This window comes from Muribaculum gordoncarteri, assembly GCF_004803695.1.
GTDB lineage: Bacteria > Bacteroidota > Bacteroidia > Bacteroidales > Muribaculaceae > Muribaculum > Muribaculum gordoncarteri.
In genome coordinates, this window is sequence record NZ_CP039395.1 from 1 (window position 1) to 20,566 (window position 20,566).

The window sequence follows — 20,566 nt, forward strand, 5'->3', positions numbered from 1 at the left end:
AATATAGTAAGTATCTAGATTATGATGATCTCCCATTTTTTCAGAAAAACAATAATTTTGGACGTCGATTCAATTAATAGGTCGTAAACGAAAAATTATATATCAAATTGAGATGGGTATCAGGGGATACCACACTTCATCTTCATCCATAGAAAAATCCTATAATATGTGGATACCTTCTCCTTCAATTGGTATATATTATGCACCTAAACGGAATTTGCAATTTAGGATAAATTATGATTATATCGGAGATATTCCAACTATAGCTGATCTAAGTGAAACCAATCAATGGATTGACACCAAATTGGTTTACCATGGAAATAGCACTCTTAAACCTTATAAAAAACATGATTTATATATAACCGGAGTAACCAACAACAAATATTTAAATCTATCATTAAAATTAGGTTATAGTTATTCTCCTGACCGTATTTGCAACTACTTTATAGACACAGAGAATTATGTTTTAGAAACCATTGTAAATCTAAAGCATTATTCTGTATTATCTAGTCAATTAGACTTCACAATCAAGCCATTAGGTAAAAATGTATGGACAATATGGTCGCGAGTCATAGGGGCTAAAGTTCATGGTCGCGGAGAAAACTACAAGTGGGATGGTTATAGATTCCAATGGATGATGAATTCAAGAATTAACCTAAAAAAATGGACTTTCGAAATTTTCTATCAATATCCCGGAAAAATAGCCGAAGGACAATTAATAAGACCTAGAGCCGAGTGCTGGTCTATCGGAGCTCTTTATAGACCCATAAAAGATCTATCATTAGGAATTGATTGGTTTATGCCTTTTGGAAAATCGTTTAATGAAAGTGAGCGGACTGTTGGATCTGCAATTGTTCAGAACTTCTCTCAGATACGAATAAAGGATCGAGCCAACATGATTAGTGTTTCATTATCTTGGAATTTTTCATTCGGGAAAAACCAAAATAGGGCAACTCCTCAATTTGATAATGGTGATGCAGACTCTGGCTTATTAAAAAAATAATATGCGAGCATTTAAGTTTATAAAGCAACTCGATTCCATGCAATGTGGTTTAGCTTGCATGGCTATGATCTGTTATCATTGGGGACAAGAGTATTCAGTCAAGTTTTTAAATAAATTTTGTACTGCCTCAAAAGACGGAGTTTCATTTAAAGGATTATCTGACCTCTCGGATACATTGGGACTACACTGTATTTCTGGCAAAGTAAGTATACAGGAACTTAGAGAATGCCCTTTACCAGCAATACTTCATTGGAATCAAAATCACTTTATTGTTCTTTATAAAATAAAGAACAATAAATTTTATATTGCCGATCCATCAAAAGGAAAATTAGTTCTCAATGAGACAGAGTTTAGTCAGCATTTTATTTCCTTAACGTCTGATAATAAAGAAAAAGGGTTAGCAATGTTTTTTGAACCCACAGAGAAATTCGGGATTATAAAAGATGACACCATTAATAATGAACGTAATTTCAAGTTCTTATCAAAATATATTTTTAAACACAAGCTATATTTTATCCAGATTATAGTAGGTATGATTTTTGCATGTTGTATGCAATTATTATTTCCATTTCTAACTCAATCAATTGTCGACACTGGAATTCACACTAAAAATATTGGTTTAATTTGGCTCATTCTAATTGGGGAACTCACAATAGTCATTGGACGAACTATAACCGACGTCATACGAAATTGGCTATTACTCCATATTTCAATGAGAATAAATATATCTATTGTTAGTGACTTTTTTATAAAGTTGCTTAAACTTCCAATGTCATTCTTTGATACAAAATTAATGGGGGATATCTTTCAAAGAATTAGTGACCATGATAGAATTCAAAAATTTCTCACATCTCAAATACTTAAAATTTCTTTTGCTGTTCTGAGTTTCTTCATTTTTGGCATTGTTCTGTGCTATTATAATATAACCGTATTTCTTATTTTCCTTATTGGAAGTTTCTTATACGCTACATGGATAACTCTTTTCCTTAGGAAGCGTAGAAAAATAGATTATAATCTATTCGAGCAACAAGCTGCTAATCAAAATAGAACATATCAATTCATTACAGGAATACAAGAAATTAAATTACAAAATTGTGAAATTCGCCGTCGTCTTGAATGGGAAGATACTCAGGCCGACTTATTTAAAGTTCAAATGGATTCTCTTAAATTACAGCTACAACAAGAATCCGGAGGTGTCTTTATAAATGAAATTAAGAATATAGTAATCACAGTGATAACTGCTACATGTGTCATTTCCGGCGATATGAGTTTAGGTATGATGCTTGCAGTTCAATACATTATCGGTCAACTTAATAGTCCTATAGAGCAAGTTGTAGCGTTTATTTACTCGCTTCAAGATGTGAAAATATCACTTGAACGAATAAATGAAATTCATAATGCTGAAAATGAGGATAACCACATTAAGAATAACATAACAAATCTATCAGACAAAACAATAACCATCAAGAATCTTAGTTTTTCATACGATTCCCACGCTCTAACTAAAACCCTTGATAACATCACCCTTAACATCCCATCTGGAAAGATTACTGCTATTGTTGGTAGTTCAGGTAGCGGAAAAACTACTTTAATAAAATTAATACTTGGATATTATTCCAATATCTCTGGTAGTATCCTTATCCAAAATCAAGATATTAGAAATATAAACCTAAAAGATTGGAGAAGTCACTGTGGTGTTGTAATGCAAGATGGAGTTATATTTTCCGAATCTATAGCACGAAATATTGCAGTAGAAGATGGAGACATTGATTATACACGTCTTGAATACGCAGCACAAATAGCTAATATTCATGACTACATTATGAGCCTTCCATTGAAATACAACACTCAGATAGGACGAGACGGTATGGGTCTTAGCCAAGGTCAGAAGCAGCGCATTCTGATTGCCAGAGCTGTATATAAGAATCCGGATTTTATCTTCCTTGATGAAGCAACAAATGCCCTAGATGCAAAGAATGAGAAGATAATTGTAGAAAATTTAAATAAATTTTATAGTGGAAAAACAGTTGTAGTTGTAGCTCATCGTTTATCTACCGTAAAGAATGCAGATCAAATCATTGTGATAGACGAAGGGAAAGTTGTTGAATCAGGAGAACATTATTCCTTGATAGCACAAAAAGGTAAGTATTATAACCTAATCCATAATCAATTAGAACTCGGCTTATAATATTATGAATACAATGAATACAGATTCCGACATTCATTCAAATAAGGTAAAGAAATTATTAGGAGAAGAACCGATCTTATTAATACGATACGGAACTTTAATAGGGATTCTTTTCGTAATAATAATCGGCATTATACTGCTAACTCTTCCTTACCCAAATGGGAATGGTGAATGCGTTTACAAACATCTTCTCTAAAATAACCGTTTTTGAGACAATCTCAAAGGCTGGTTCCCGGTATCGAGGATCCAGCCTTTTTACGTTCCAAAAGGCGTGTCAAAATCAAAATACCATTAATGTTTCAATCTTTAATTTTTGAGAATCACGATTTCCGGCTATAAGTAGTAAATTTATACCACTTTTGGAAATAAGTCGATTATTTCCTCAATATATATCCTCTAAGTGAAGCTCAACCCCAATCGAATTGCGGCTACAAATGCCTATTAAAACCCACTTATAGCCACGATTTCGATATTTTTTTTGTATCTTTGCAAAAAATACCAACCAATGATTATAGGACGCAAGGAAGAAATCTCCAAACTAAAAAGAGCCTACGATTCTGACCATTCAGAGTTTGTGGCGGTATATGGACGCCGTCGCATCGGTAAAACTTATCTTATCAGGGAAACATTTGAGGATAAGTTCACATTCCATTACAGTGGTGTATTCAAGGCAAGCACTAAGCGACAACTGAAGGTCTTCTATCAAAATCTGCTTGAGCAAGGTTTAGATCCAACAGAAGCTCCACCCAAAGATTGGTTCGATGCTTTTTTTCTGTTGGAACATCTTATAAAGAAATCTGATGATGCCCGAAAAGTAATATTTATTGATGAGCTTCCTTGGATGGATGCTCGCAATTCTCAGTTTGTTCCGGCCTTTGAGCACTTTTGGAATGGATGGGCCTCTGCCAGAAAGGATATACTCCTAATAATATGTGGAAGTGCTACGTCTTGGATAATCAACAAAATATTCCGAAACAAGGGAGGGTTATACAACCGTGTGACATTTAAACTCCGGCTCCAACAATTCTCCCTACATGAATGTGAAGAACTGGTACAGTCTATGAAATTACCTTTTAACCGTAACACGATCATCGAGGGATACATGGTCATGGGTGGTGTGCCGTTCTATTGGGCAAAGTTGGAACGTAATATGAGCATGGGTATGAACATCAATAATCTTTTCTTGAAAGAGGAAGGAGAACTGCACAATGAATTCAACTATATATACTCATCCATGTTCAATACGCCTGAAAAGTATATAAAGGTTGTCGAAGCCCTATCTGGAAAAAAAGCCGGATTAACCAGAGATGAGATTATAACAAAAGCACAACTTGATAACAATGGGCATATCAGTCGCATATTGGAGGATCTTATAGAATGTGGATTCGTCCGTAAATATTGCCATCTTGATAAAAGACTCAGGGATGCAATCTATCAGCTTGTCGATTGCTATACCCTGTTCTACTATCAGTTCGTGAAAATGGCACACGGTATCGATGAAGAGTATTGGGTCAGAACAATGCAGACACCGACATATCACACATGGTGCGGACTTGCCTTTGAAAGAGTGTGCCTCCTGCATACCAGACAAATAAAATATGCCATTGGCATTTCCGGCATCCTTGCTAATCTTTATTCATGGCATGTCAAGAAGAATGATGAGCATTCCGGCGCACAGATCGACCTTATCATAGACAGAGCCGACAATGTAATCAACATCTGTGAAATTAAATATGCCCCGGCTGGATATAGTCTGACCGACAGTGAACTGAAAAAAATTCACAACAGGCTAAGCATATTCGACCTTTATATTCCACGCAGCAAAGTCGCACATCCAATCCTCATTACATCAAATGGTGTTCTCCAGAACAGCAATTCTTTTGAGATCCCCATTCAGGTTACCGGAGACCAACTATTCCACCCATGATCATAGGCTACGCAAGAGTATCGACCACCGGGCAGAACCTCGAGGGGCAGACAGATCTGCTCACTCAGAACGGATGTGAGCGGATATACAGTGAGAAGATATCCGGAGTTAAAAAGGAGCGTCCGCAACTTGACAGGATGATGGACTCACTCCGTTCCGGAGACACCGTGATAATAACGGAACTTACCCGACTGGGGCGTTCCGTCAAGGAACTACTCTCAATCATCGAGAGGATACATGAAGCCGGAGCGTCGATAAAATCACTGAGAGAGACATGGCTCGACACCACCACACCACAGGGCAATCTACTGCTCACAATCTTTGCCGGACTCTCACAGTTTGAGAGAGACCTCACACGGCAGCGCACAAGGCAGGGACTTGAAGCTGCGAGGGCAAGAGGACGTAAGGGAGGCAGACCAAAGTCTGATGAAAGCAAAGTATCTACCGCTCTGAAGATGTACGACTCAAAGCTGCACTCGATAGATGAGATAACCAAGGCAACCGGAATCAGCCGGGCAACCCTTTACAGAGCCATCGACAAACGCAAGAAAACAACATAATTCAGCTTGCTGTCCGGCATCGGCTCCAATCATGGAAGCGCACCTGTCCTTGACTGGTGCGTATTAGGCTACGCACCTACGGTTTATACGGCGAGCCGACTGTAAGAACGTATTATCCCTACATTCTCCTTCCCCTGCTTTTCCTCGGTGGTTCCTGAGTCTGTCCGGTGTCCGGCTTTTGTGTCTGCTGCTTCCTTTTCTCTTCCTCCTGACGCTGCTTTATTCCAAGTGCAGCCTTCACCTTTGCCCAGATATCCCGGAAGAAATCGGAGATACGCTTACCGCAGATGGATATAAAGGAATCCTTTCCCTCTCCTTCGACCTTTATCTCTGTAGCCTGACAGTATTCATCCGGAATACGTTTCCTTGTTGCCGGATCTGTAAACGCATACGGCTTCAGACGAAGCACACCCCCATCAAGGATACAATCCTGCCATTCGGGATTGGTTATCTCTATCGACACAAGTTCCCTGAGCAACCGGGCTTCATCGGGATGTCTGCGTTCAAGTGCGGTCTGTGAGCCGGACACGGTCTCCTTCAGCTGTTGCAGTTCCTGTTCCGCCTTCACTCTCCCGGCTTTCTCATGCCGAGTGGCAGCGGCTTCTCTCTCCAGTGCGGTGGCGTTGCCGGACACGAGCAACTTCAGCTCCGCATTCTCCTTTGCAAGCCTCTCAACCTCTTTCTTGGCAAGGAAACTTATCGAGGCGTTGTTTATCCTTTCCAATGCCTCCTTCTCAACCTTGGCAACCTCTTTCTCCCTGCTGTCCACCGCCTGAAGAAGACGGTCAGCGGACTCTATGCGACCCTCGGCATATTCTCCGGCTTCAGTATAAGTATCGAGCCTATCCTGCGCCTTCACTATCAACGGAAGAAGTTTGTCGAGCTGCTGCTGTTGCCGGGCTATCTCATTTTTCTTTTCAGTGAGTTCACTCCTGGTCTCGTTCAGTTCCTTTTCCTGCTCCCTAATCTGACTGTCCTTTTTAAGAATCTCCCGGTTCTTCTCCTTTACCAAGTCCTCCTGTCCGGCGAGTTCCTTGAGTAACTCGTCCAGCCGCCCGCGTTGCAGCTCGTATTGCTCCTTATAATACTGGGCAAGATCCTTATGCTTGGCAGGGCTTCCCTCCTCGCCCCTCTCCAGCCCGAAAGAAGCCATCGCAATGGCATACTCGGTATGCCGCCTTTTCAGATCCCACTGGGTCATGACATCATCGGCACACAACCGCAGGGTCTCCTCTGTCGCCTTTTTCTTGTAGCGGCGTTTCTTCTTAGGGACTTCCTCCCCGTTTTTCTCCGCTTTCTCCTTATCCTTGGCGGCTCTCTTTTTTGTCGTCCTCTGTTTCTTACTCTCTCCGGACACGACAGGTACAAGCGACACATGAAGGTGCGGAGTCTCCTCGTCCATGTGCAGAACCGCACTAACGATATTCTCCTTGCCATGTTCCTTCTGCGCCCACTTTATAGACTCCCGGCACCATTCCATCAGCCGTCCCTGCTCGATGATCTCAGCCATGCCCTCGACCGATGCGCTCAGGCGGATCTCGATGCAGCATATCTGACCTTTCCGGATCTTGCGCTCGTATTCATTGCCGTCGGCATCCTTCTGATGACGGACAGCATCAAGCCTTTTCTCGATGGCTGCGCTGCGGCCAATCTCCCGGGCTTCCTTTATAAACTCCTTGTTATGTCTGGTAAGGTCTCTGCGCTTGATGTTGTACGGCACATGCTCCGTTCCGTCCGCCTTCTTCCTCTCGATATGGGTGGAGTAGGACACCGGTGGACCGTAGCATTTCTCATAATGGCAGACTGTATAGTGGCTCATATATTTTCAGTGGAAGGTGGACGGAAACGGCCGAGAAGGGATGCAAGGGAAACGGCGGCCGCAGAGCTGTTCCCTTTGCCGGAGAGTGCAGAGAGAGGGTCACTCTCTGCCCGGGGGTGACGGGGGCTGGAAGCCCTTGTCCGAGGGTCCGGGAAGGGTCATCCCGGCGGTGGGGTTCAAAGGGGAGAGGACACTCCCCTTGTGGGGGTTGTAGGGGGCGAAGCCACATGCCTTAATAGGGTTAAATATAGCATCCCAACAGAGTGGATGCGGTGGCTTCGCCAATATTTTGCCCTATTAAGCTATGGCAAATTTGAAAAATTTGCTCTCGCGCAAGCGATGGAACCGCCTGAAACAACTGACCTCCGGAGGATACCTATGCTATTCCTCGACCTTGCCGTATCCCATTTTGACACGGTTACTCACAAGCAAATACCCACTGAAAAAGCGGTCGAGTATGTTGTTGATTGTAGATGTGATCGTAGCGTGCGGGACACCACTTCCGGCGTTCATATCCTTGATCATCTTCACGAACTTCGGGGCGATTGGAACCTGCGGGAACTTCATCGAGGAAGAACGGTACACCATAGGGGAGATATATCCCTCTATGAAATCAGCTTCTGTTGTTTCCAAAACAGTTCCGCGCTTTGACAGCACAAACAGAGCCTCTGCCTCACTTGCCAGCTTCGGGCCTTCAGGGGGTGAAAGCAGACTTAAATTCAGAGTATTCTCCATAGCATATCGAGTTCTCTCAGAGAATCTGCCATCCTTGTCCATCTCTATCTCAATGACCTTTCTTGGATCTTTCTCGAAAGATTTTCTGACTTCTAAAAAATCACCCTTTTCTTCTTCTGTTTCATCCATTGATAAAGCATTTGTTATTTGATTTGAAAATTCATATTTCTGAAAATTATTGTACCTGAATATTCAGGCGTAAATATTTTCCTTACAAATAACATTCATACTATGGTTATGGTTCTTGAAGGGAAGTATGAAACGGACTCACAAGCCCAGCAATAAAACAATATATATTGTTTTATTTATTTAATGTTTTATTGTTTTAGTGGTTACTGCATAGCAGAATCCCACCAACGGGTAACAGTTGGTCTTGAGAGTCCTGTCTCCCGAGCACACAAAGATTTATTCTTGCTATCCGGATTCTTCGCTCGCCATTCCTTAACGAGTTTAGCATGAGAACTGCTCTCGATAGTGGCTTTTTTCCTTCCACTCCCGTCTCTCCAATTTCCATCAGGGTAAGAGATATTATCCCTGACAAAATTCATGAGTTTAATATGTTTCTCACGTCCTCTATTATTGCGTTTATTTCGCTCGATCCTTATTCCTGTGGTCGTTTCAATAACTCTAATCGGCCACTTGTTATATTCCTCGTCATAAGCTCTCATGGCATCGTTTACATCGTCCTCCGTAAAGGGATTATCCACTGTCTCAGTCTTGCGGTCAAAAGCCGGAACCAAAGATAGGGCATCAGCAAGGACTTCATCGCGAGGCACACCGCATTTAACGGCATAGACTACCAATGTAAGAATGCACCAATACCGGTGATGCACTTCCACCTGCTGACCGTCTTTAAGGATATTCAGCCACCAATCATACAAGCCACGATTGAGTTGCCATTTCTTGCCCACTCTCCTGCGTCCGATGACTCGGGAGGCATACCACTCCGGCCATCGTTCCTGCGCCTCTTTCAGCGTCACACGAGACGGATTATGAGGTGTCTTGTCTGTCAACTGTCCGAGTTCTTCATCTGTCAAGCTGAAAGCACGCCCTAAAAAGCTGTTCAATTCCTCCGGCGTGTGCATGGGCGCGGAACGGTTCCAGAACGCCCGGATAGGTTTGCCGAACTTTGTCTTGGTGCCCGGCACACGGAAACCCTGCACCACACTCTGAACCTGCGCCCTCTCCGCACCAAGTTTTGACACGAGCCACACAATCTTGGTCAAACCACGTTTCATCTTATTCAACGCATCAAGGCGAGTAGCGAACATTTCAATCGGACGCTTCAACAGGTAATACACATGAATCCCATGCCCTGAATTGACTATGATATTGGCAACCGGATAAACCCCTGTTGTCATACCTCGCAACAACATCCGGACCTCGTGCATACTCACACCGTCAAGATCTATCGCAAAGGCATAAAGAAACCGAGCGTTCCTATAAGAGTTGGTGCGCCCTACATAAGTCACCGGGGACAATATCGCAAAATCCCGCCCATTGAGAAAACTCAGACTCTCACCATCATCCTTCAACAACAACCTATGTCTATTCTTCTTTCCATCCTTGTAGAAGACCACAGGATTATATCTCCACATACGATAACCACTATAGTCGATCTTCTCTGACTGTGCATCATCTGAATTGGGGGACTCTGACCTCAAAGCCTTGTTCCGGATCTTCTGCTTCAACCACAGCTGGTATTCATAACTCTGTACTTCCTCAAAAGGAATAATCCCCTCACCCTGTTCAAAGGCTTTCCTCTCAAACAACAACTCGACAAACTCATCAGGATAAAGCTCTGACAATTCATAATGCTCCCCACACTGAAGATAATCGGATTTACGCTCAAACTCCTTCTCCAACACATCCACAGAAACACGGTTCAACCGACCATGGTAATCCGACCAAGCCTGAAGAAACTCCCGGTACTCATCCGCAGGAAGAGTATCGAAATCAAAATTATTCAAGTCAACCTTACTAAAGTCTATACTCATAATCTAAAATTTTGAACAGTGGGGCACTCGTTCCTCGTGCCCCATTAAGGGGGCGTATATTATCAATGAAATTTCTTTTACACTTTTGCAAAGATATAACATTTCTCGGAATTACCCAAACCCCAACACTAAATAACTAATTACCACTATCGCTAATTATATTTTTCAATAATTACTATCCATTACCTTTCCCTTTCTTATTTTAGTAGCATAGCAAAAACACTAAACGAATAAAACACTATTTAGGTAATTCAATAATTATTATTATCTTTGCATTGTCAAACTAAGACATAACCCTTAACCCCACCATTAATGAAAGCCAAAATAATAGCAATAGCCAATCATAAGGGCGGAGTCGGTAAAACCGCCTCTGTCGCATCCATCGGAGCGGTATTGGCATCAAGAGGGAAGAAAGTGTTGATGGTTGACTTAGATACCCAAGCCAATCTTACCCGGCACTTCATGGAAAACATTCCCCCACGAATTATTTACCACGCAATTCGTGAGCAGCTCAATCTTCCCATCTATCCAATCCGTGAAAATCTCGATATCGTTCCAAGTGGACTTGATATGGCGGGAATTGATTTGGAGTTACAGATGATGTTCAACCGGGAAAGAGTGTTGAAGGGTCTTCTTGATCCATTCAGCTCCATTTACGACTATATCCTATTGGACTGTCCTCCGGCTCTCGGATTAGTTACAATCAACGCACTTACTGCCGCCAATAAATTAATCGTACCTATGAAGGCCGATCTTATGTCAAACTATGGATTATCTATGATGGATCAGTTTTGTGTAAAAATGCAGGTGCTAAATCCCGGCATACACATTGACTACATATTCTTCAACATCTACGAAAAAGGCCAGACCATGACAGAAGCCATAGAAACAGATGTCAGATCTAAGTACGGTGATAGAGTTCTTTCCACTGTAATCCGAAAGAATAATGATGTATCCAAAGCAGCCTTCGATTTTACTGATATTGTCAGCTTTAACCCCGATGCAAATGGGGCTAAAGATTTTCAAGCATTAGTGACCGAACTTGATAGCAAGCTCTAATCACTAAATAAATAATTAGCAAAATCAATATTTCACTAATTATCAAAATCACTAAATAAATAACCGTTTCTCATGGCTAAAAATAAGACTTTGACAGTACCTCAAAATGGTACTCAACCAGCAGTCATACCATCACCTATCGACAATATGCTCGCTGGGGCAACCACAGTAGATACAGCCACAAGAGCATCTAACAAGCGTCCAACGTCATTCAATATAGACCAAGAACTACAGTCTCGCTTCAAGGCAGCATGTGCCACAAGAGGCAAATCTATGTCCAGTGTAATCGAGGACTTTATCCTCAGATATATAACAGAACAATGACCATCCCATCCACTTATTCATACACAATTCAATCCATTTATCCAAATAATTTAAGTAAAAAAAATAAAATATTTCTGTAATCAATTCTTTTTGTGTATATTTACAATCGGTAATATTGCCGTAACCCTTTAACAACGAAGAATCATGAATCTTCCCAAGATTGAAACCTTACTTCTTCAAGAAATGGTTGAAGTAAGAGGTGGACTCGCCGGAGTTTGCGAGTGCACCAAAGGAGCTGGACAGGCTTCTGAAGACGGTGGCAAATGTTCATGCTCTTCCGGAGCTGGTCAGAAAGCTCTCTCCTTTGAAACAGCCAAAGGAGAAGAGACTATTTGCACCTGTTCGAGCGGAGCCGGCCAGTAATCAAATTTGCCCCAGCGGCAGAACAGAAACAACCAGAAACATACACTGCCGCTGGGGTCTTATTTTCTACCAATATGATTATAAAGCTATCACCATCTTATACAATAAGAAATCAAAAAAATTGCTCTTACATTGTAAGGGTTGACAAAATCATAAACAACGACACCAATGAATTTGGGGCTATTCCTATTCCCCCATTTATTGGATATATCCTTTCACGTTTGGGTAGAGATGAGTTAGATCGTGATCTCATGCTCTTATCAGACGAAATGGGTATCACAAAAAATGCTATACATAATTTCGTAGCACAGCTTCTTCCAAACCAAGATAATCGAGGTAATAAAGAGTTTAAACTTAGTGATACATTCTCTATCGTTTTCCCTTCCAATTTATTAGAGGTATGTGAAAGTGTAGAGGAGACAAGTTTTTTTGAAACCGAAGATTTTAATTGGAGTCAGGAGTTCATACCTCAAAGACCGTCAATGCCATTATCTGTAAATTTAATGGTAACAACTTTATGCAACACTTCATGCTGCTATTGTTATGCAAATAGATCTCTGACACCGCTTATGTCTACAGTTGAAATTGTAGACATAATCAAAGAACTCAAAAAGAAAGGAGTAGTTAATCTAACACTTACAGGTGGTGACATATTTGCGCATAAAGACTGGAGTGTTATTTTAGAAGAGGTTATCAATGCCGGATATAAACCATTCCTATCTACAAAAACACCCCTATCCCCTACAGACTTAAAAGTTCTTCATGATCTAGGCTATACCGAAATTCAATTTTCTTTGGACTCAGATGATCCATGCGTTTTAAAGGAACTCATAAAAGTTGATGAAGATTATATAAACCATGTTATAACTATGTTTGAAGCATGTTCTAAACATGGTATCAGCATTCTGATTCGTAGTGTTCTTACAAAGAAAAATGGGTCTCTCGAATCAGTTGCACGACTGTATAACTTTCTTTCTAACTACTCTTGCGTTAAAGAGTGGATAATGACTCCTGCTTTTTTCTCCGAATACAAGAAGCAACAGTACGCTGAAATTGAGATTGACAATGATAGTCTTAAAGCTATCTACGACTTTTCAAAGAAACACTCTTCAAATTTTCGTATTGGACTAAATAAGATATCTTCTGACGGATACGTACTGCAGAAATGCAACACTGTTTCAGAATTTGTTTGTCGTAATCAAATATGCTTAGCTAATACAACAAGCTTATCTATTCTAGCTAATGGACTATGTAGCATTTGTGAAATGTTATACGACCATCCTGAATATATTTTAGGAAGTGTTCGCAAAGCATCTATTTCCGAAATCTGGAATTCAGAGAAAGCTCTGAATCTCTATTCTCCCCAACAAGAAAATATAGAAAGTGATTCTCCTTGTAAAACTTGTGAAGTGTTCAGCAAATGTAAAACTACATTTGGGAAAAGGATATGCTATCTAGATATTACCAAAGTGGGTGGTAATCAGGAAGATCCAGACCCTCGTTGTCCTTTGAGCAAAAAGACTAAATATATATTGTGAAAAAATTACGACAAATAGCTATTGCTATTACATTTTGTTTCTCTTTAATGCCCCTTATTACATTTGGCAAGAACATTTTCATCCAAAACGAAAATTTAGAGCCAATCAAAGGAGCCAGCGTTACTACATACAACAACCAAATGGATTCTTTGGGACATTTTATGTCTGCCGAAGATGGTTTGTGTAATATACTAATTACACAAACAACCACAAACCTAATAATTGAGCATCCTGAATATTCGTCACGTCTTGTAAACCTATCCTCCTCTTTTAATGATACAATAACACTTATGAAGAATTCTGTATCATTAAAAGAGATAGTTGTTAATGGAGATCTAATGACTCAGCACTTAACCCATCAGAGCTATAAAATTCCTTTAACATCTATGGAAAAATACTCCAATTTTTTTCAGTCACTAAATGAGATACCAAATCTTGTAGTTCTTGGTTCTGGAGCTTTATTTTATGAAGGAAACCAAAATGTAGTACTTCTTCTCAATGGAGTTGAAACCACACAAATAGAATTATCATCTTTGTCTAAAGATGATATAAAAAATGTGGATATATATCAAACCCCTCCTGCAAGGTTTGCTAGTCAAGGTGCGGCATCAGTTATAAATGTAATCACAAAAAGCTCTTTAACTGGAGGAAATATCAGCATAAATGCCAATCAATCGTTTTATCCATTAAAGGGCGATAATTCGATGGCAATGTTCTACAACTATAAACGATCTCGATTTTCTTTAATCTTCAATAATGAAAATCAGCATTATCGCAAGTACTCCCTAGACGAACAGTTAAACTATTCACATGACAATACAACCTATGAAAAAATAAAAGAGGGACAGGATTCAAAAAGTCATAATGACGAGAATAATCTTTCTTTATCATTCCAAAACAATAAGGCTGATTCGTATTTATATAATCTTAATATCGGAGCAGGGATAAATCATGAAAAATTAACCTTAGCTCAAAATGTAATATCCCAACAAAATGAAACTACCTTATCCGCAACCAATAACCTGTCTACTGGATTTAAGAAAATCTGGATTGCAAATTATTTTGAAAAAAATTTAGGAAAAGAATCCCATTCCGGGATTATTCTTGGGAATGTAAAGTGGCAGCGATTATTTTCAAACTACACATCATCTTATAAAGAATTTGACAGCCATAACTTACCTAATATAAACGTAGGGTCTAACTACAAAATTAGGTATGACGCTATTTTTTGTGAAGCGCAGTATGAATTCCCTTCATATTCTTGGGGGCAACTATCTATAGATGCTTATAACACTTATAAATATAGTAAGTATCTAGATTATGAATCTCCCATTTTTCAGAAAAACAATAATTTTGGAACGTCGATTCAATTAATAGGTCGTAAACGAAAAATTATATATCAAATTGAGATGGGTATCAGGGGATACCACACTTCATCTTCATCCATAGAAAAATCCTATAATATGTGGATACCTTCTCCTTCAATTGGTATATATTATGCACCTAAACGGAATTTGCAATTTAGGATAAATTATGATTATATCGGAGATATTCCAACTATAGCTGATCTAAGTGAAACCAATCAATGGATTGACACCAAATTGGTTTACCATGGAAATAGCACTCTTAAACCTTATAAAAAACATGATTTATATATAACCGGAGTAACCAACAACAAATATTTAAATCTATCATTAAAATTAGGTTATAGTTATTCTCCTGACCGTATTTGCAACTACTTTATAGACACAGAGAATTATGTTTTAGAAACCATTGTAAATCTAAAGCATTATTCTGTATTATCTAGTCAATTAGACTTCACAATCAAGCCATTAGGTAAAAATGTATGGACAATATGGTCGCGAGTCATAGGGGCTAAAGTTCATGGTCGCGGAGAAAACTACAAGTGGGATGGTTATAGATTCCAATGGATGATGAATTCAAGAATTAACCTAAAAAAATGGACTTTCGAAATTTTCTATCAATATCCCGGAAAAATAGCCGAAGGACAATTAATAAGACCTAGAGCCGAGTGCTGGTCTATCGGAGCTCTTTATAGACCCATAAAAGATCTATCATTAGGAATTGATTGGTTTATGCCTTTTGGAAAATCGTTTAATGAAAGTGAGCGGACTGTTGGATCTGCAATTGTTCAGAACTTCTCTCAGATACGAATAAAGGATCGAGCCAACATGATTAGTGTTTCATTATCTTGGAATTTTTCATTCGGGAAAAACCAAAATAGGGCAACTCCTCAATTTGATAATGGTGATGCAGACTCTGGCTTATTAAAAAAATAATATGCGAGCATTTAAGTTTATAAAGCAACTCGATTCCATGCAATGTGGTTTAGCTTGCATGGCTATGATCTGTTATCATTGGGGACAAGAGTATTCAGTCAAGTTTTTAAATAAATTTTGTACTGCCTCAAAAGACGGAGTTTCATTTAAAGGATTATCTGACCTCTCGGATACATTGGGACTACACTGTATTTCTGGCAAAGTAAGTATACAGGAACTTAGAGAATGCCCTTTACCAGCAATACTTCATTGGAATCAAAATCACTTTATTGTTCTTTATAAAATAAAGAACAATAAATTTTATATTGCCGATCCATCAAAAGGAAAATTAGTTCTCAATGAGACAGAGTTTAGTCAGCATTTTATTTCCTTAACGTCTGATAATAAAGAAAAAGGGTTAGCAATGTTTTTTGAACCCACAGAGAAATTCGGGATTATAAAAGATGACACCATTAATAATGAACGTAATTTCAAGTTCTTATCAAAATATATTTTTAAACACAAGCTATATTTTATCCAGATTATAGTAGGTATGATTTTTGCATGTTGTATGCAATTATTATTTCCATTTCTAACTCAATCAATTGTCGACACTGGAATTCACACTAAAAATATTGGTTTAATTTGGCTCATTCTAATTGGGGAACTCACAATAGTCATTGGACGAACTATAACCGACGTCATACGAAATTGGCTATTACTCCATATTTCAATGAGAATAAATATATCTATTGTTAGTGACTTTTTTATAAAGTTGCTTAAACTTCCAATGTCATTCTTTGATACAAAATTAATGGGGGATATCTTTCAAAGAATTAGTGACCATGATAGAATTCAAAAATTTCTCACATCTCAAATACTTAAAATTTCTTTTGCTGTTCTGAGTTTCTTCATTTTTGGCATTGTTCTGTGCTATTATAATATAACCGTATTTCTTATTTTCCTTATTGGAAGTTTCTTATACGCTACATGGATAACTCTTTTCCTTAGGAAGCGTAGAAAAATAGATTATAATCTATTCGAGCAACAAGCTGCTAATCAAAATAGAACATATCAATTCATTACAGGAATACAAGAAATTAAATTACAAAATTGTGAAATTCGCCGTCGTCTTGAATGGGAAGATACTCAGGCCGACTTATTTAAAGTTCAAATGGATTCTCTTAAATTACAGCTACAACAAGAATCCGGAGGTGTCTTTATAAATGAAATTAAGAATATAGTAATCACAGTGATAACTGCTACATGTGTCATTTCCGGCGATATGAGTTTAGGTATGATGCTTGCAGTTCAATACATTATCGGTCAACTTAATAGTCCTATAGAGCAAGTTGTAGCGTTTATTTACTCGCTTCAAGATGTGAAAATATCACTTGAACGAATAAATGAAATTCATAATGCTGAAAATGAGGATAACCACATTAAGAATAACATAACAAATCTATCAGACAAAACAATAACCATCAAGAATCTTAGTTTTTCATACGATTCCCACGCTCTAACTAAAACCCTTGATAACATCACCCTTAACATCCCATCTGGAAAGATTACTGCTATTGTTGGTAGTTCAGGTAGCGGAAAAACTACTTTAATAAAATTAATACTTGGATATTATTCCAATATCTCTGGTAGTATCCTTATCCAAAATCAAGATATTAGAAATATAAACCTAAAAGATTGGAGAAGTCACTGTGGTGTTGTAATGCAAGATGGAGTTATATTTTCCGAATCTATAGCACGAAATATTGCAGTAGAAGATGGAGACATTGATTATACACGTCTTGAATACGCAGCACAAATAGCTAATATTCATGACTACATTATGAGCCTTCCATTGAAATACAACACTCAGATAGGACGAGACGGTATGGGTCTTAGCCAAGGTCAGAAGCAGCGCATTCTGATTGCCAGAGCTGTATATAAGAATCCGGATTTTATCTTCCTTGATGAAGCAACAAATGCCCTAGATGCAAAGAATGAGAAGATAATTGTAGAAAATTTAAATAAATTTTATAGTGGAAAAACAGTTGTAGTTGTAGCTCATCGTTTATCTACCGTAAAGAATGCAGATCAAATCATTGTGATAGACGAAGGGAAAGTTGTTGAATCAGGAGAACATTATTCCTTGATAGCACAAAAAGGTAAGTATTATAACCTAATCCATAATCAATTAGAACTCGGCTTATAATATTATGAATACAATGAATACAGATTCCGACATTCATTCAAATAAGGTAAAGAAATTATTAGGAGAAGAACCGATCTTATTAATACGATACGGAACTTTAATAGGGATTCTTTTCGTAATAATAATCGGCATTATACTGCTAACTCTTCCTTACCCAAATGGGAATGGTGAATGCGTTTACAAACATCTTCTCTAAAATAACCGTTTTTGAGACAATCTCAAAGGCTGGTTCCCGGTATCGAGGATCCAGCCTTTTTACGTTCCAAAAGGCGTGTCAAAATCAAAATACCATTAATGTTTCAATCTTTAATTTTTGAGAATCACGATTTCCGGCTATAAGTAGTAAATTTATACCACTTTTGGAAATAAGTCGATTATTTCCTCAATATATATCCTCTAAGTGAAGCTCAACCCCAATCGAATTGCGGCTACAAATGCCTATTAAAACCCACTTATAGCCACGATTTCGATATTTTTTTTGTATCTTTGCAAAAAATACCAACCAATGATTATAGGACGCAAGGAAGAAATCTCCAAACTAAAAAGAGCCTACGATTCTGACCATTCAGAGTTTGTGGCGGTATATGGACGCCGTCGCATCGGTAAAACTTATCTTATCAGGGAAACATTTGAGGATAAGTTCACATTCCATTACAGTGGTGTATTCAAGGCAAGCACTAAGCGACAACTGAAGGTCTTCTATCAAAATCTGCTTGAGCAAGGTTTAGATCCAACAGAAGCTCCACCCAAAGATTGGTTCGATGCTTTTTTTCTGTTGGAACATCTTATAAAGAAATCTGATGATGCCCGAAAAGTAATATTTATTGATGAGCTTCCTTGGATGGATGCTCGCAATTCTCAGTTTGTTCCGGCCTTTGAGCACTTTTGGAATGGATGGGCCTCTGCCAGAAAGGATATACTCCTAATAATATGTGGAAGTGCTACGTCTTGGATAATCAACAAAATATTCCGAAACAAGGGAGGGTTATACAACCGTGTGACATTTAAACTCCGGCTCCAACAATTCTCCCTACATGAATGTGAAGAACTGGTACAGTCTATGAAATTACCTTTTAACCGTAACACGATCATCGAGGGATACATGGTCATGGGTGGTGTGCCGTTCTATTGGGCAAAGTTGGAACGTAATATGAGCATGGGTATGAACATCAATAATCTTTTCTTGAAAGAGGAAGGAGAACTGCACAATGAATTCAACTATATATACTCATCCATGTTCAATACGCCTGAAAAGTATATAAAGGTTGTCGAAGCCCTATCTGGAAAAAAAGCCGGATTAACCAGAGATGAGATTATAACAAAAGCACAACTTGATAACAATGGGCATATCAGTCGCATATTGGAGGATCTTATAGAATGTGGATTCGTCCGTAAATATTGCCATCTTGATAAAAGACTCAGGGATGCAATCTATCAGCTTGTCGATTGCTATACCCTGTTCTACTATCAGTTCGTGAAAATGGCACACGGTATCGATGAAGAGTATTGGGTCAGAACAATGCAGACACCGACATATCACACATGGTGCGGACTTGCCTTTGAAAGAGTGTGCCTCCTGCATACCAGACAAATAAAATATGCCATTGGCATTTCCGGCATCCTTGCTAATCTTTATTCATGGCATGTCAAGAAGAATGATGAGCATTCCGGCGCACAGATCGACCTTATCATAGACAGAGCCGACAATGTAATCAACATCTGTGAAATTAAATATGCCCCGGCTGGATATAGTCTGACCGACAGTGAACTGAAAAAAATTCACAACAGGCTAAGCATATTCGACCTTTATATTCCACGCAGCAAAGTCGCACATCCAATCCTCATTACATCAAATGGTGTTCTCCAGAACAGCAATTCTTTTGAGATCCCCATTCAGGTTACCGGAGACCAACTATTCCACCCATGATCATAGGCTACGCAAGAGTATCGACCACCGGGCAGAACCTCGAGGGGCAGACAGATCTGCTCACTCAGAACGGATGTGAGCGGATATACAGTGAGAAGATATCCGGAGTTAAAAAGGAGCGTCCGCAACTTGACAGGATGATGGACTCACTCCGTTCCGGAGACACCGTGATAATAACGGAACTTACCCGACTGGGGCGTTCCGTCAAGGAACTACTCTCAATCATCGAGAGGATACATGAAGCCGGAGCGTCGATAAAATCACTGAGAGAGACATGGCTCGACACCACCACACCACAGGGCAATCTACTGCTCACAATCTTTGCCGGACTCTCACAGTTTGAGAGAGACCTCACACGGCAGCGCACAAGGCAGGGACTTGAAGCTGCGAGGGCAAGAGGACGTAAGGGAGGCAGACCAAAGTCTGATGAAAGCAAAGTATCTACCGCTCTGAAGATGTACGACTCAAAGCTGCACTCGATAGATGAGATAACCAAGGCAACCGGAATCAGCCGGGCAACCCTTTACAGAGCCATCGACAAACGCAAGAAAACAACATAATTCAGCTTGCTGTCCGGCATCGGCTCCAATCATGGAAGCGCACCTGTCCTTGACTGGTGCGTATTAGGCTACGCACCT

General features: G+C 39.3%; 15 protein-coding genes. 12 read left to right on the forward strand and 3 right to left on the reverse strand.

Annotated elements, in window-relative coordinates; genetic code table 11:
• Positions 1-112: 112 nt before the first annotated feature.
• The 4 genes from E7746_RS14940 (at position 113) to E7746_RS14955 (ending at position 5,678) form a co-directional block, all read left to right on the forward strand.
• The gene (locus E7746_RS14940) at positions 113-1,003 is read left to right on the forward strand and encodes an outer membrane beta-barrel protein (protein WP_136411381.1); all 891 of its coding nucleotides are present in this window, start codon (positions 113-115) and stop codon (positions 1,001-1,003) included.
• Position 1,004: 1 nt separating this feature from the next.
• Positions 1,005-3,191 carry a peptidase domain-containing ABC transporter gene (locus tag E7746_RS14945; protein WP_136411382.1) on the forward strand — a complete coding sequence of 729 codons (2,187 nt, stop codon included), beginning with the start codon at positions 1,005-1,007 and terminating at the stop codon, positions 3,189-3,191.
• A gap of 505 nt (positions 3,192-3,696) precedes the next feature.
• Positions 3,697-5,118, forward strand: coding sequence for an AAA family ATPase (locus E7746_RS14950; RefSeq protein WP_136411383.1), 1,422 nt, complete (start codon positions 3,697-3,699; stop codon positions 5,116-5,118).
• Positions 5,115-5,678, forward strand: a complete 564-nt coding sequence (locus E7746_RS14955; RefSeq protein ID WP_136411384.1) for a recombinase family protein — start codon at positions 5,115-5,117, stop codon at positions 5,676-5,678. Before E7746_RS14950 ends, E7746_RS14955 begins: the two co-directional genes overlap by 4 nt.
• Before the next feature lie 118 nt (positions 5,679-5,796).
• Here E7746_RS14955 and mobV read toward each other — a convergent pair whose 3' ends face one another.
• The 3 genes from mobV to E7746_RS14970 form a co-directional block, all read right to left on the reverse strand.
• On the reverse strand, positions 5,797-7,497 hold the full coding sequence (mobV, locus tag E7746_RS14960; protein ID WP_136411385.1) for a MobV family relaxase: 1,701 nt from the start codon (positions 7,495-7,497) through the stop codon (positions 5,797-5,799).
• 381 nt (positions 7,498-7,878) lie between these two features.
• On the reverse strand, positions 7,879-8,361 hold the full coding sequence (locus E7746_RS14965; RefSeq protein ID WP_136411386.1) for a hypothetical protein: 483 nt from the start codon (positions 8,359-8,361) through the stop codon (positions 7,879-7,881).
• A gap of 203 nt (positions 8,362-8,564) precedes the next feature.
• Positions 8,565-10,229 carry a hypothetical protein gene (locus E7746_RS14970; RefSeq protein ID WP_136411387.1) on the reverse strand — a complete coding sequence of 555 codons (1,665 nt, stop codon included), beginning with the start codon at positions 10,227-10,229 and terminating at the stop codon, positions 8,565-8,567.
• Between the two features lie 312 nt (positions 10,230-10,541).
• Between E7746_RS14970 and E7746_RS14975 the strand changes: the two genes are divergently transcribed.
• The 8 genes from E7746_RS14975 (at position 10,542) to E7746_RS15010 (ending at position 20,488) form a co-directional block, all read left to right on the forward strand.
• Positions 10,542-11,288: a ParA family protein gene (locus E7746_RS14975; RefSeq protein ID WP_136411388.1), complete on the forward strand. Its 747-nt coding sequence runs from the start codon at positions 10,542-10,544 to the stop codon at positions 11,286-11,288.
• A 147-nt stretch (positions 11,289-11,435) separates the two neighbouring features.
• Positions 11,436-11,612: a plasmid partition protein ParG gene (locus tag E7746_RS15405; protein WP_354271014.1), complete on the forward strand. Its 177-nt coding sequence runs from the start codon at positions 11,436-11,438 to the stop codon at positions 11,610-11,612.
• 183 nt (positions 11,613-11,795) lie between these two features.
• Positions 11,796-11,975 (forward strand): hypothetical protein, encoded by a 180-nt coding sequence (locus E7746_RS14985; protein ID WP_136411390.1) that lies wholly within the window; start codon positions 11,796-11,798, stop codon positions 11,973-11,975.
• A gap of 74 nt (positions 11,976-12,049) precedes the next feature.
• Positions 12,050-13,513: a radical SAM/SPASM domain-containing protein gene (locus tag E7746_RS14990; RefSeq protein WP_136411391.1), complete on the forward strand. Its 1,464-nt coding sequence runs from the start codon at positions 12,050-12,052 to the stop codon at positions 13,511-13,513.
• A complete protein-coding gene (locus tag E7746_RS14995; RefSeq protein ID WP_136411392.1) occupies positions 13,510-15,813 on the forward strand; it encodes an outer membrane beta-barrel protein in 2,304 nt (767 codons plus the stop codon). Before E7746_RS14990 ends, E7746_RS14995 begins: the two co-directional genes overlap by 4 nt.
• Position 15,814: 1 nt before the next feature.
• Positions 15,815-18,001 carry a peptidase domain-containing ABC transporter gene (locus tag E7746_RS15000; protein WP_136411382.1) on the forward strand — a complete coding sequence of 729 codons (2,187 nt, stop codon included), beginning with the start codon at positions 15,815-15,817 and terminating at the stop codon, positions 17,999-18,001.
• A gap of 505 nt (positions 18,002-18,506) precedes the next feature.
• Positions 18,507-19,928, forward strand: a complete 1,422-nt coding sequence (locus E7746_RS15005; protein ID WP_136411383.1) for an AAA family ATPase — start codon at positions 18,507-18,509, stop codon at positions 19,926-19,928.
• Positions 19,925-20,488, forward strand: coding sequence for a recombinase family protein (locus tag E7746_RS15010; protein ID WP_136411384.1), 564 nt, complete (start codon positions 19,925-19,927; stop codon positions 20,486-20,488). The genes E7746_RS15005 and E7746_RS15010 overlap by 4 nt, the downstream gene beginning before the upstream one ends.
• Positions 20,489-20,566: the final 78 nt, after the last annotated feature.